At 59.1% G+C, this 13,463-nt stretch carries 10 protein-coding genes and 1 other RNA gene; 9 read left to right on the forward strand and 2 right to left on the reverse strand.

From position 1 onward, the window contains the following. Positions 1-1,404: a sodium-dependent transporter gene (locus ACEN8R_RS20460; RefSeq protein WP_026286670.1), complete on the reverse strand. Its 1,404-nt coding sequence runs from the start codon at positions 1,402-1,404 to the stop codon at positions 1-3. A 118-nt stretch (positions 1,405-1,522) separates the two neighbouring features. Here ACEN8R_RS20460 and smpB point away from each other — a divergent pair, with 118 nt between their 5' ends. Next, positions 1,523-2,005: an SsrA-binding protein SmpB gene (smpB, locus tag ACEN8R_RS20465; protein WP_018929470.1), complete on the forward strand. Its 483-nt coding sequence runs from the start codon at positions 1,523-1,525 to the stop codon at positions 2,003-2,005. Positions 2,006-2,143: 138 nt separating this feature from the next. Here the strand turns inward: smpB and ACEN8R_RS20470 are convergent, their stop codons facing one another. Further along, positions 2,144-2,911 (reverse strand): FCD domain-containing protein, encoded by a 768-nt coding sequence (locus ACEN8R_RS20470; protein ID WP_064616136.1) that lies wholly within the window; start codon positions 2,909-2,911, stop codon positions 2,144-2,146. A gap of 262 nt (positions 2,912-3,173) precedes the next feature. Between ACEN8R_RS20470 and ACEN8R_RS20475 the strand changes: the two genes are divergently transcribed. The 8 genes from ACEN8R_RS20475 to ACEN8R_RS20510 all read left to right on the forward strand — a co-directional run bounded on the left by ACEN8R_RS20475 (position 3,174) and on the right by ACEN8R_RS20510 (position 13,202). Next, positions 3,174-4,865: a lactate permease LctP family transporter gene (locus ACEN8R_RS20475; protein WP_495624296.1), complete on the forward strand. Its 1,692-nt coding sequence runs from the start codon at positions 3,174-3,176 to the stop codon at positions 4,863-4,865. Positions 4,866-5,015: 150 nt separating this feature from the next. Continuing rightward, positions 5,016-5,840, forward strand: a complete 825-nt coding sequence (locus ACEN8R_RS20480) for a (Fe-S)-binding protein (RefSeq protein ID WP_018929467.1) — start codon at positions 5,016-5,018, stop codon at positions 5,838-5,840. Next, positions 5,837-7,291 (forward strand): LutB/LldF family L-lactate oxidation iron-sulfur protein, encoded by a 1,455-nt coding sequence (locus ACEN8R_RS20485; RefSeq protein ID WP_495624297.1) that lies wholly within the window; start codon positions 5,837-5,839, stop codon positions 7,289-7,291. The genes ACEN8R_RS20480 and ACEN8R_RS20485 overlap by 4 nt, the downstream gene beginning before the upstream one ends. Further along, positions 7,291-7,962 (forward strand): LutC/YkgG family protein, encoded by a 672-nt coding sequence (locus ACEN8R_RS20490; RefSeq protein WP_019582462.1) that lies wholly within the window; start codon positions 7,291-7,293, stop codon positions 7,960-7,962. Before ACEN8R_RS20485 ends, ACEN8R_RS20490 begins: the two co-directional genes overlap by 1 nt. After that, complete coding sequence (locus tag ACEN8R_RS20495) at positions 7,959-10,769, forward strand: FAD-binding and (Fe-S)-binding domain-containing protein (RefSeq protein WP_495624298.1); 2,811 nt, start codon at positions 7,959-7,961, stop codon at positions 10,767-10,769. Before ACEN8R_RS20490 ends, ACEN8R_RS20495 begins: the two co-directional genes overlap by 4 nt. Before the next feature lie 218 nt (positions 10,770-10,987). Continuing rightward, complete coding sequence (locus tag ACEN8R_RS20500) at positions 10,988-11,263, forward strand: PA2433 domain-containing protein (protein WP_018929463.1); 276 nt, start codon at positions 10,988-10,990, stop codon at positions 11,261-11,263. Between the two features lie 97 nt (positions 11,264-11,360). Continuing rightward, positions 11,361-11,758, forward strand: a transfer-messenger RNA (tmRNA) gene (gene ssrA, locus ACEN8R_RS20505). A 187-nt stretch (positions 11,759-11,945) separates the two neighbouring features. Further along, positions 11,946-13,202, forward strand: coding sequence for an integrase domain-containing protein (locus ACEN8R_RS20510; protein WP_495624299.1), 1,257 nt, complete (start codon positions 11,946-11,948; stop codon positions 13,200-13,202). Positions 13,203-13,463: the final 261 nt, after the last annotated feature.

A 13,463-nucleotide genomic window follows, 5' to 3' on the forward strand; every position in this document is an offset into this window, starting at 1 on the left:
TTACTTCCACAGCTGGGCGGCAAACACTACAAGAATGCCGATGGGCGCCACATAGCGCATCAAAAACAGGGACAGGGCGAACAGTACTGGGCTGCGGATCGACAACTCGTCGCGCACCGCTTCACGCCCCATCACCCAGCCCGCAAACACCACGAAACACAAACCACCGAGTGGCAGCATGATCCGCGAGGTGAAGAAGTCGATCACACCAAAGAAGTCCAGGCCTCCGGCCGCCCCCCATTGGTAGAGATGGAACATCCCGCCTTCGTTCACGAAAAACTTGGCTTCCTTCCAGATATTGAAAGAAAACACGGTACCCAGGCCGACGAACCAGCAGGTGAATGCCAGCCAGAAGGTGACCCAGGCGCGGCTGATTTTCGTGCGTTCAACCAGGTAAGCCACCATCGGCTCAAGCAGGGAAATCGCCGAACTCCAGGCCGCAATCGCCACCAGTACGAAGAACACTACGCCCATCAACTGGCCGAACGCTACGTTACCGAAGGCGAATGGCAGGCTGACGAACATCAGGCCTGGGCCTTCGCTCGGGTTCAGGCCGGCAGCGAACACAATCGGAAACAATGCCAGACCGGCCAACAGCGAAACGAAGGTGTCGAGCAACGCCACACCGACGACGGTTCCGGAAATCGACGAGTGCTTCGGCATGTAGGCGCCGTAGATCATGATCGAGCCGACACCCACGCTCAGGGAGAAGAACGCGTGCCCCATGGCCGGCAACAAGCCATCAAGCACCTTGTCCGGATGGAAGTCGAACATGAAATGCACGCCCTCCATGAAGTGGCCGGTGGTCATGCTGTAACCCAGCAGGACAATCACCATCACGAACAGCAACGGCATCATGATCCGCAGGCTGCGCTCCAGCCCGGCGACCACACCCTTGGCGATCACCACTGCCGACAACAGCATGAAAATCGTGTGCCAAAGTGTCAGGCGCCATGGGTCAGCGATCACATTACCGAAGTATGCGCCGACCTGATCAGCCGTCACGCCCCGAAAGTCGCCACGGCCCATGTCGATGATGTAATCCAGCGACCAACCGCCAACCACACTATAGAAAGACAGAATCAGCAACGCCGTGATCATCCCGGCAAAGGCGCCCCAGGACCACTTCGCCGAATGCCCCGCTTCCAGCGCCAGGACCTTCAAGGCATTGGCCGGGCTCTGCCGCGCGCGCCGGCCGATCAGGGTTTCGGCCAGCATGACGGGCATACCGATCAGCGCGATGCAGGCCAGGAACATCAGCACGAAGGCCCCACCGCCATAGACGCCAACCATATAAGGGAATTTCCAGATACTCCCCAAACCCACGGCCGAACCGGTCGCGGCGAGTATGAAGACCCAGCGGCTAGCCCAACTGCCGTGGACAGAAACCTTGTCTGTCGACATCGTTATCACGCCCAAGCGTTCAAAAAAGAGGCCGCATTGTCCGGGATTCAATCAACCTGCTCAAGCACGTAGCGTCACCGTAGCCGACTCGCGCGCAACTCCCTATAATGCCGCCCCTATGGCTAAACAGAAGAAACACCCAACAGGGACCATCGCGCAAAATAAAAAGGCGCGACACGATTACTTCATCGAACATCGGTTCGAGGCTGGTCTGGTCCTGGCCGGCTGGGAAGTAAAAAGTCTGCGGGCAAGCAAGCTGCAACTGGTTGACAGTTACGTACTGCTCAAAGATGGCGAAGCCTGGCTGCTCGGCAGCCACATTACGCCTCTGACGACGGCCAGCACCCACGTTATCGCTGATCCGACCCGCACCCGAAAATTGCTGCTCAATCGGCGCGAGCTGGAGAAGCTGGCCGCTGCCGTGCAGCAAAAAGGTTACGCCTGCGTATGCCTGTCCTGGTACTGGAGCAAGCACATGGTCAAGTGCGAGATCGCTCTGGGCAAGGGCAAGAAGGAATACGACAAGCGTGATACCGAACGCGAACGCGATGCCGGCCGTGAATTGCAGCGTGCGGTGCGGAACAAGGGCAAGGAAGATTAATTTTCCTGCCTGATCGCGGCTTTTGTGGCGAGGGAGCTTGCTCCCGCTCGGCTGCGAAGCAGTCGTAAACAATCCGCCCACAATGCTGGCCGGGGGGCCGCTTCGCGCCCCAGCGGGAGCAAGCTCCCTCGCCACACACTACATCCCCTTGCGTCGCTCCGCCCGAGCCATGCGCTGCACTTCCTGACGCACCTCTTCCAGCACTTCCTGCACATACAAAATGTGCCGACTGGACACTTCTCGTGCCTCTTCCGCCCGCCCCTCAATAATCGCCTGGTACAACTCCCGGTGCTGCGCAATCAGCATGTCACGGGTTTCGACGCGCTGTTTGTACATGCCGCCAATGTTGGTCACCACGTTGCGCTTGAGCAGATCGAACAGCCCGCGAATGGTGTGCAGCAACACTGCGTTATGACTGGCCTCGGCGATAGCCAAGTGGAAATTCGCATCCGCCGCGCCCTCTTCCGCCCGACTCACTTCATCGTGGCGCGAATAGCAGTCCTGCAATTCGTCAAACGCCGCCGTCAGCCGCTCACGATCCACCTCGGTGGCGCGCAGTGCCGCGTAGTAAGCGCAGGACGCTTCCAGGGTATGGCGAAACTCCAGCAAATCGCGCTGGGCCTCGGGGTTGCTCTCCAGCAGGTGCAGCAGTGGATCGCTGAACGTCGAGCCCAGGGATTCCACCACATAGTTGCCGCCGCCCTGACGACTGACCAGCAGCCCTTTGGCCACCAGTTTCTGAATCGCCTCACGCAACGAAGGGCGTGACACGCCGAACTGCTCGGCCAACGCACGCTCTGCCGGCAGGCGTTCGCCAGCCTTCAAGGTGCCCTCGAGAATCATCCCCTCGAGTTGCTCGACAATATCGTCAGACAAACGGCGTTGCCGAATCTGATCAAACCCCATCACTCAATTCTCCACGATCCCGGCGGCTCGCCGGGCTCTCTATTCTGGCCTATCGGCGCTGCGCCAGCACCTACCAGACGACGCTTGATCGAACAGATCAGATGCGTTCTGCACCGCTCATTCGACAAAAGTTTTAGGGCGGCAAATTGACACACCGCCTCCAAGGCTTTTACCCTAGCCAACAGCGATTGTAAATTGGTCTTACCAATTATCCAAGAACGCTGACCAGTGCCTGACCAACAACAATTAGGGGCCACCCCATATGCAAACCTGGCAACAGCTCTACAGCCCGCTCGGCAGTCTCGGCGTGTCCGCACTCGCGGCCGTCATTCCCATCGTATTTTTCTTCCTGGCTTTGGCCGTGTTCCGCCTCAAAGGCCATGTGGCCGGCAGCATCACCCTGGCGCTGTCCATTGCCGTGGCAATCTTCGCTTTCCAGATGCCGGTCGATATGGCTTTCGCCGCCGCCGGATATGGCTTCGCCTACGGGCTGTGGCCGATTGCGTGGATCATCGTGGCAGCGGTGTTCCTCTACAAACTGACGGTCAAGAGTGGCCAGTTCGAAGTGATCCGCAGCTCGGTGCTGTCGATCACCGATGACCAGCGCCTGCAAGTGCTGCTGATCGGCTTCTGCTTCGGCGCGTTCCTGGAAGGTGCCGCCGGTTTCGGCGCACCGGTAGCGATTACCGCCGCACTGCTGGTAGGGCTGGGCTTCAACCCGCTGTACGCCGCCGGCCTGTGCCTGATCGCCAACACCGCGCCTGTGGCCTTCGGCGCCTTGGGGATTCCGATCATCGTCGCCGGGCAAGTCACCGGCATCGACGCCTTCAAGATCGGCGCCATGACCGGTCGCCAACTGCCGTTGCTGTCGCTGTTCGTGCCGTTCTGGCTGGTGTTCATGATGGACGGCCTGCGCGGCGTTCGGGAAACCTGGCCAGCTGCGCTGGTGGCCGGCTTGAGTTTTGCCGTCACCCAATACTTCACCTCGAACTTCATTGGCCCGGAACTGCCGGACATCACCTCGGCGCTGGTCAGCCTGATTTCCCTGACGCTGTTCCTGAAAATCTGGCAGCCAAAACGCGCTGCAGGCGCGCACATCGTCGGCGCAGTCTCGGCTTCCGTAGTGGCCAGCACCGGTGGTTTCGGCCAACCGCGCACCACCGTGGCTTCGCCCTACAGCCTGGGAGAAATTTTCAAAGCCTGGTCGCCGTTCCTGATCCTCACCGTATTGGTCACCATCTGGACGCTGAAACCGTTCAAGGCGATGTTTGCCGCCGGCGGCTCGATGTATGGCTGGGTGTTCAACTTCGCGATCCCGCACCTGGATCAAATGGTGATCAAGGTCGCGCCGATCGTAACCAACCCGACAGCGATTCCGGCAGTGTTCAAACTCGATCCGGTTTCCGCGACCGGCACGGCGATTTTCTTCTCCGCGCTGATCTCGATGCTGGTGCTCAAGATCAACATTAAAACTGGTCTGACCACTTTAAAAGAGACGTTCTACGAACTGCGCTGGCCGATTTTGTCCATCGGCATGGTGCTGGCGTTCGCCTTCGTCACCAACTACTCGGGCATGTCGTCGACCATGGCTCTGGTATTGGCTGCCACCGGTGCGGCGTTCCCATTCTTCTCGCCATTCCTCGGCTGGCTCGGCGTGTTCCTGACCGGCTCCGATACCTCATCCAACGCGCTGTTCAGTTCGCTGCAAGCGACCACCGCGCACCAGATCGGCGTCAACGACACCCTGTTGGTGGCGGCGAACACCAGCGGCGGGGTGACCGGCAAAATGATCTCGCCGCAATCGATCGCCGTGGCCTGCGCCGCGACCGGGCTGGTGGGTAAAGAATCGGATCTGTTCCGCTTCACCCTCAAGCACAGCCTATTCTTTGCAACGATCGTCGGCCTGATCACCTTGGCTCAGGCTTACTGGTTCACCGGCATGCTGGTGCACTAAGCACTACACGCCACACGGAAAAAACCGACGCTGGGTTACGCCCCGGCGTCAGCTATTCACAACCGGGTCTGCAAGGCTGCTGAAAGCTTCTCCTTCTATATTCAGCAGCCTCAGCGGACGGATAACCGGGACCACCCGGAGACACGCCTGATGAGCGAGCTTTTTTACAACGCTGTGCCGAACGCAACCCGCGTCGCCCCGCCACTGCCTGAACCTCGGCAATACCCCAGCGAAAAACCGTCACGGGTGTACCTGTTCGGGACCTGCGTGGTGGATCTGTTCTACCCCGAAGCCGGGATGGACGCGATCCACCTGCTGGAACGCGAGGGCATTCGTGTCGAATACCCGCAAGGGCAAAGCTGCTGCGGGCAACCGGCCTACACCTCGGGTTACACCGAACAGGCCCGGACCGTGGCGCGCTCGCAACTGGCGTTGTTTGCCGGGGATTATCCGGTGGTGGTGCCGTCGGGTTCTTGCGCGGGCATGTTGCGCGAACACTATGCCGACCTGTTCAAGGACGAGCCGCAAACGCTGAAACAGGTTCAGGCCCTCGCGGCACGGACTTACGAGCTTGCCGAGTTCTTGCTGTTTGTCTGCAAGGTGCAGCTCAAGGACAGCGGCGAACCGGTGAAAGTGGCGTTGCACACGTCGTGCTCGGCACGCCGTGAAATGAACACCCACCTGCATGGCCGTGAGTTGTTGGCGCAGCTGAGCAACGTGGAGCGAGTCGACCACAGCCACGAAAGTGAATGCTGTGGCTTTGGTGGGACTTTCAGCGTCCGTATGCCGGATATTTCCGGTGCGATGGTGGCTGACAAGACCCGTGCGTTGAAGGAATCCGGCGCGCACAAGGTACTCAGTGCCGATTGCGGTTGCCTGATGAACATCAACGGCTCGCTGGAGAAACAACAGGAAGCGTTGCGCGGTCAGCATCTGGCCAGCTTCCTTTGGCAGCGTACCGGAGGTGCCCGATGAGCAGCTCCACGATTATTCCTACGGTCGCCGTAGATGAAGATTTTCGCAGCCGGGCTCACAAGGCTTTGGCTGACACGCAATTGCGAAACAACTTTCGCAGCGCGATGGATTCACTGATGAACAAACGGGCAGCGTCCTTCAGCGATGCCCATGAAAGAGAACATTTGCGAGCGCTGGGCAATGCGGTCCGCGCCCGTGCATTATCCAAGCTGCCCGACCTGCTCGAGCAGCTTGAACAGAACCTGACCCGCAACGGTGTGACAGTGCACTGGGCGGAAACGGTAGACGAAGCCAATGGCATCGTCTTGTCGATCATCCGCGCTCACGAGGCGCGGCAAGTGATCAAGGGCAAATCGATGGTCAGCGAAGAGATGGAGATGAACCATGTCCTCGAAGCTCAAGGCATTGAATGCCTGGAGTCGGACATGGGTGAATACATCGTCCAGCTCGACCACGAGAAGCCTTCACACATCATTATGCCGGCGATCCACAAGAATGCCGGTCAGGTCGCGTCCTTGTTCCACGACAAACTTGGCGTGGAGTACACCAAGGACGTTGACCAACTCATTCAGATCGGTCGAAAAGTCTTGCGGCAGAAATTCTTCGAAGCCGACATCGGCGTCTCCGGCGTCAACTTCGCAGTGGCCGAAACCGGCACCTTGCTGCTGGTGGAAAACGAAGGCAACGGGCGGATGACCACCACGGTGCCGCCGGTGCACATCGCCGTAACCGGCATCGAAAAAGTCGTGGAAAACCTGCGCGACGTAGTGCCGCTGTTGTCGCTGCTGACCCGCTCGGCCCTGGGCATCCCGATCACCACCTACGTCAACATGATCTCCGGCCCGCGCAAGGAACATGAACTCGACGGCCCACAGGAAGTGCACTTGGTGCTGCTCGACAACGGTCGCAGCCAGGCATTTGCCGACAGCGAATTGCGCCAGACCCTGAACTGCATCCGCTGCGGCGCCTGTATGAATCATTGCCCGGTCTACACCCGAATCGGCGGTCATGCCTACGGCGAGGTTTACCCTGGGCCTATCGGAAAAATCATCACCCCGCACATGGTCGGCCTGGCGAAAGTCCCCGACCACCCGAGTGCCTCGTCGTTATGCGGCGCCTGCGGTGAGGTCTGCCCGGTAAAAATTCCGATCCCCGCATTGCTGCGTCGCCTGCGGGAAGAAAACGTCAAAGCGCCGGACAGCCCACATCAAGTGATGCGCGGTCAGGGCAGCAAGTATTCGCGCAAAGAACGATTTATCTGGAACGCCTGGGCCAGGCTCAACAGTTCGCCAACGCTTTATCGCCTGTTCGGCTTCCTCGCCACTCGCCTGCGAGCGCTGACACCGAGCAACGTCGGCCCATGGACCCAGAACCACAGCGCACCGAAACCCGCGGCCCGCTCACTGCATGACATGGCCCGCGAGCATCTGGCCAAACAAGGGGACCGTTGATGAGCGCCAAGCAAAATATCCTCGCCAAGTTGCGCAACAGTCTGACGGGCACCACGCCGGTGGCTGACAACTTCGATGTCGAACTGGTGACCGAGCCCTACACCTACACGCCGGAACAACGCATTTCGCAACTGCGCAAACTGATGGAAGCGGTGCACACCGAAATCCATCTGACGTCCAAAGAAGGCTGGCCCGAACTGCTGGCGCAACTGCTGCAGACTCGCCAGCTGCCGAGCCTGCTGATTGCGCCGACGACGCCCCACGGGCAACGCATCACCGAGCATTGGGCGAAAAATCCTGGCCTGCCAGCGCTCAAAGCCTACAACCGCCCGGTCGAGGAATGGAAAGCCGAGTTGTTCAACGACACCCCGGCCAGCCTGACTACCACCCTCGGCGCGATCGCCGCGACCGGTAGCCTGATTCTCTGGCCGACGCGGGAAGAACCGCGCTTGATGAGCCTGGTGCCGCCAGTGCATTTTGCCCTGCTCAAGGCCAGTGAAATCCGCGACAACTTCTATCAGGTACAGCAGGAATTCGAATGGGCCCAAGGCATGCCGACCAACGCCTTGCTGGTGTCCGGCCCGTCGAAGACTGCCGACATCGAGCAAGTGCTGGCTTACGGTGCCCACGGCCCGAAAGACCTGGTGGTGTTGATCCTGGAGGACCAATGAGTCTACCGGCGGCTTTTCTGCGCGATGCGCAGCAACTGATTCCTGAAACACGACGTTTCGACGACCCGCTATCAACCCTGGCCTTCGGCACCGACGCCAGTTTCTACCGGCTGATTCCAAAACTGGTGATCCGCGTCGAGTCCGAAGACGAAGTAGTGGCGCTGCTCAAACTGGCGCAACGGGACCACGTCCCGGTGACCTTCCGCGCCGCTGGCACCAGCCTGTCCGGCCAGGCCATCAGCGATTCAGTGCTGATTGTGCTGGGGGATAACTGGAACGGTCGCGAGATCCGTGGCCAGGGCACGCAAATCCGCCTGCAACCGGGCGTGATCGGCGCCCAGGCCAATGCGTGGCTGGCACCGTTCGGACGCAAGATCGGTCCGGATCCGGCGTCGATCAATGCCTGCAAAATCGGCGGCATCGTCGCCAACAATGCCAGCGGCATGTGCTGCGGCACAGCGCAAAATACCTATCACACCCTGGCCGGGATTCGTCTGGTGTTGGCCGATGGCAGCCGACTCGATACCGAAGACGCCAGCAGTGTTGCGGCGTTCCGAAAGAGCCACGCCGAATTGCTGGAGCGTCTGGCGACACTGGGCCGCGAGACCCGCGCCAATGCCGAACTGGCTGCGAAAATTCGCCACAAATACCGTCTGAAAAATACCACCGGGCTGTCACTCAATGCCCTGGTGGATTTCGACGAGCCTGTGGATATCTTGAGCCACTTGCTGGTGGGTTCCGAAGGCACGCTGGGGTTCATCAGCGCGGTGACCTACGACACGGTGATCGATCACCCGAACAAGGCATCGGCGCTGATTGTGTTCCCGGACGTGGAAACCTGCTGCAACGCGGTTTCCGTCCTGAAAAGCCAACCAGTGTCGGCCGTGGAACTGCTGGACCGTCGCAGCCTGCGCTCAGTGCAGGACAAGCCCGGCATGCCGGCTTTCGTACAACAACTGTCGCCTAATGCCTGCGCTCTGTTGATCGAATCCCGCGCGGCCTCCTCCACTTTGCTGCAGGAACAACTGGCGCAGATCATGGCGTCGCTGACCGACTTCCCAGTGGAAAAACAAGTCGACTTCACCGAAGACCCGGTGGAAAACGCCCGGCTCTGGGCGATCCGCAAGGACACCTTCCCCGCCGTCGGCGCGGTGCGCAAAACCGGCACCACGGTGATCATCGAAGACGTGACCTTCCCGGTGGAACAACTGGCCATCGGCGTGAATCGCCTGATCGAGCTGTTCGACAAACATCACTACGACGAAGCGATCCTTTTCGGACACGCCCTGGAAGGCAATCTGCACTTCGTCTTCACCCAAGGCTTCAACAGCGCGGAAGAAGTCGCACGCTACCAGGCGTTCATGGACGACGTGGCGCAGTTGGTGGCCGTGGAGTTCGGCGGCTCGCTGAAGGCCGAACACGGCACCGGTCGCAACATGGCGCCCTTCGTCGAACTGGAATGGGGCAGCGACGCCTACCAGTTGATGTGGCAGCTCAAACGCCTGCTCGACCCCAACGGCATTCTCAACCCGGACGTGGTGCTCAGCGACGATCCACAGATTCACCTCAAGCACTTGAAACCGTTGCCGGCCGCCGACGAGATTGTGGATAAGTGCATCGAATGCGGTTTCTGCGAACCGGTGTGCCCGTCGAAAGGCCTGACCTTGAGCCCACGCCAGCGCATCGTGATCTGGCGTGACATCCAGGCGAAGAAACGCGCCGGCATAGACACCGCCGAACTGGAGCAAGCCTACGAATACCAGGGCATCGATACCTGCGCCGCCACAGGCCTGTGTGCACAACGTTGCCCTGTAGGCATCAACACCGGCGAGCTGGTGAAAAAGCTCCGTGGCCGTAACGCGACCCATACGAAAACCGCCAACTGGATTGAAGGCAATTTCGCCACTGCGTTACAAGGCGCGCGCTTCACCCTGCATGTCGCCAACGGTGCGCGGATGCTGTTGGGGGCGCCACGCTTGGCGAAGCTTTCGGCAACATTGACCCGCTTGTCCAAAGGCCAGGTCCCGCAATGGACCAACGCCATGCCACAGCCGGAAAAGGCCATTCGCTTCAGCCCGAGCGTATCGGACGAACGCCCTCGGGTGGTGTATCTCGCGGCCTGCGTGTCGCGGGTCATGGGCCCGGCGGCGGGTGATAAAGAGCAAATGTCGCTGTACGACAAAACCCGTGGCCTGCTGGAAAAGGCCGGTTACCAGGTAGTCTTTCCAGACAATCAGGACAACCTCTGCTGCGGCCAGCCATTCGCGTCCAAGGGCTATGCCGAACAGGCCGAACACAAACGTCAGGAGCTGATCGGCGCACTGCTGCACGCCAGCCGCGGCGGGCTCGACCCGATCTACTGCGACACCAGCCCCTGCACGCTGCGGCTGGTTCAGGACCTCGGCGACGTACGACTGGACCTGTACGACCCGGTGCGTTTCATCCGTACGCATTTGATGGACCGACTGGACTTCACCCCGCAGGAAGCACCGATCGCGGTGCACGTCACGTGCAGCACGCAGCATCTAGGCGAGAGCCAGGCGTTGATCGATCTGGCGCGCAAATGCAGTAAAAACGTGGTCATTCCGGAAGGCATTCACTGCTGTGGTTTTGCTGGCGACAAAGGCTTCACCACGCCGGAATTGAACGCCCATTCGTTACGCACGCTGAAGGACGCGGTACAGCAATGCAGCGAAGGGATTTCCACCAGCCGCACCTGTGAGATTGGTCTGACACAACACGGTGGAATTGACTACCACGGGCTGGTCTATCTGGTGGATCGGGTGACCCAGGCCAGAGCGGTCTGACACCGAAGCACAAAAAGAAGGGGCAATAACGCATAATGCAAAAACCCGTTCCCACAGGGATTGTGCGTTAGGCGTCATTGCCCCTTTTTCGCACCCTCCTCCCGGAAAATCTTTCACTCCCTCGCAAGCGAAAACAGAACCCTTGCACGCCGTCACAGTCCATTTGTTAAGCCCCAATCAGCGTGGCCCAATCCCCACCCCCGTTCCAGGAGATACCCATGAAGCGTTCCGCCCTGGCTGGACTGCTCCTCACTGCAACAATGCTGGCCTCCTCCGCATACGCCTCAAACGATAGCGATCAATGCGTAATGAAGCTCCAGGAGGTCAACAGCAAGCTGTCCAGCGCAGCCACGCTGGACGCCGCCACCAAAGGTGTCGTCGTCACCAAAGCCGAACAAGCCAAGGCCGCCCACGCCTCCAACAACGACAGAGAGTGTGTTTCCCTGGCGCAGCAAGCGCTTCAGGACATTCAAAGCCACATGAATAGCCATTAGGGCCGGGCCAGATAACATGCAGGTAAGGACAGAAGGTCGACTCGCCGCGCGTATTGGCGTACACTTCGCTTACCTGCTGGTTACACACAGCAGGTTCGGGGCCGCTTTGGATTCGACGCCGGTTGCGAAACTTTAGGTGCATGCCGACTTGGTAACAGAAGTCGTAAATCCACTGTTGCAACTACTTATAGTTGCCAATGACGAAACCTACGGCCAGGAATTCTCTCTCGCTGCGTAAGCAGCCTTAGATCCTGAGCTTCTGGTACCTTCGGGTCCAGCAATCATCAGGGGATGTCTGTAAACCCAAAGTGATTGTCATATAGAACAGAATCGCCGTGCAGTACGTTGTGGACGAAGCGGCTAAAACTTACACAACTCGCCCAAAGCACCCTGCCCGTCGGGTCGCTGAGGGTTAACTTAATAGACACGGCTACGCATGTAGTACCGACAGCGGAGTACTGGCGGACGGGGGTTCAATTCCCCCCGGCTCCACCACTTCAACATCTAAAGACGTCCACGGACGTCTTTTTTTGTGCCTGAAATCCAGCAAAATCAAGGGTCTCAGCGCTACTGGGTTTCACAGAGGGTTTTTTAGTTCCAGCCGTCTGGGTATTCCAAATGGTATTCCCAGCCTTCCGGTGCTAATTTTGGGAATACCAAAAGGTGACATGGAGTACTTCTCATGTGCGCTCAAACCACCCGCCTGTCAGATCGTCAGCTCAAGGCTGTCAAACCAAAAGACAAGGACTACGTCCTCACCGATGGTAACGGGCTTCAGTTGCGAGTCAGGGTCAATCGCTCGATGCAGTGGAATTTCAACTACAGGCATCCCGTAACGAAGAACCGAATCAACATGGCACTCGGCACTTATCCCGAGCTGTCTCTGGCGCAAGCCAGGAAGAAAACGGTTGAGGCCAGAGAGCTGCTGGCACAAGGCATCGACCCCAAAGCTCAACGCAATGAGCTTAAGCAAGCCAGACTCGCCGAGACCGAACACACATTCGAGAACGTGGCCACCGCCTGGTTTGAGTTGAAGAAAGACTCTGTCACACCGGCGTACGCCGAAGACATCTGGCGGTCGCTCACGCTGCATGTTTTACCAAGCCTGAAAACAACGCCTCTCTCGCAAATCACCGCTCCAATAGTCATCAAGCTCCTTCGCCCAATCGAAGCCAAAGGCAGTCTCGAGACAGTGAAGCGGTTGAGCCAACGGCTCAACGAGATCATGACTTACGGGGTGAACTCCGGGTTGATTTTCGCTAACCCTCTCAGTGGCATTCGAGCGGTATTCAAGAAGCCCAAGAAAGAAAACATGGCCGCGCTACGACCCGAAGAGCTTTCCGAGCTCATGGTGGAAATCGCGAACGCCAGCATCAAACGGATCACCCGCTGTCTGATCGAATGGCAACTGCACACCATGACCCGCCCTGCCGAAGCGGCTACCACCCGATGGGCAGACATCGACTTTGACAAACGCATCTGGACCATCCCTCCGGAGCGCATGAAAAAGCGTCGTCCGCACACCATCCCGCTGACTGAACAGGCGCTCGGGCTGCTGGAGACACTCAAGCCCCATAGCGGCCACAGGGAGTACGTGTTCCCGGCAGATAGAAACCCGCGCACCCACGCCAACAGTCAGACTGCCAACATGGCGTTGAAACGCATGGGCTTCCAGGACCGCTTGGTCAGCCACGGCATGCGCTCCATGGCCAGTACCATCCTGAATGAGCATGGGTGGGATCCGGAGCTGATAGAAGTCGCGCTGGCGCATGTGGACAAAGATGAAGTCCGAAGTGCCTACAACCGGGCGGACTACATCGAACGCCGGCGTCCGATGATGGCTTGGTGGAGTGATCATATCCAGAAAGCTGCCACCGGAAGTCTCCTGGTAACCGCGATCAATGAAGCGAGAGACCGGAGGGTCGTTTCCCTACGCTAAAACATTTTGGCCGCTGGCCGTCGCCTGACAATGAGCAATTGGTGGGTCAGCTAGTCAGCCCAGAAACCAGAAGGCATTGACTGAAATTGGATAATCGCGATGGCGACAGCGGCGACACTGGCGACAACCCATGTATTTCAGGCATGCAGCGTGGCGACAAAAATGGCGACTGTCGCCATTACCGGTCTTGCTCCTAGCCTCTTCCGGATAAGCCCCTGCGCCCGGGTTATGGCAAAGGGGGTCCACCGCTGCTGGGTCACC

The sequence above is a fragment of the Pseudomonas sp. Pseusp15 genome, from assembly GCF_059492165.1.

Coding starts and splice junctions, on each gene's coding strand:
- ACEN8R_RS20460 (WP_026286670.1), bottom strand. CDS start 1,404: ATGTCGACAGACAAGGTTTCTGTCCACGGCAGTTGGGCTAGCCGCTGG.
- smpB (WP_018929470.1), top strand. CDS start 1,523: ATGGCTAAACAGAAGAAACACCCAACAGGGACCATCGCGCAAAATAAA.
- ACEN8R_RS20470 (WP_064616136.1), bottom strand. CDS start 2,911: ATGGGGTTTGATCAGATTCGGCAACGCCGTTTGTCTGACGATATTGTC.
- ACEN8R_RS20475 (WP_495624296.1), top strand. CDS start 3,174: ATGCAAACCTGGCAACAGCTCTACAGCCCGCTCGGCAGTCTCGGCGTG.
- ACEN8R_RS20480 (WP_018929467.1), top strand. CDS start 5,016: ATGAGCGAGCTTTTTTACAACGCTGTGCCGAACGCAACCCGCGTCGCC.
- ACEN8R_RS20485 (WP_495624297.1), top strand. CDS start 5,837: ATGAGCAGCTCCACGATTATTCCTACGGTCGCCGTAGATGAAGATTTT.
- ACEN8R_RS20490 (WP_019582462.1), top strand. CDS start 7,291: ATGAGCGCCAAGCAAAATATCCTCGCCAAGTTGCGCAACAGTCTGACG.
- ACEN8R_RS20495 (WP_495624298.1), top strand. CDS start 7,959: ATGAGTCTACCGGCGGCTTTTCTGCGCGATGCGCAGCAACTGATTCCT.
- ACEN8R_RS20500 (WP_018929463.1), top strand. CDS start 10,988: ATGAAGCGTTCCGCCCTGGCTGGACTGCTCCTCACTGCAACAATGCTG.
- ACEN8R_RS20510 (WP_495624299.1), top strand. CDS start 11,946: ATGTGCGCTCAAACCACCCGCCTGTCAGATCGTCAGCTCAAGGCTGTC.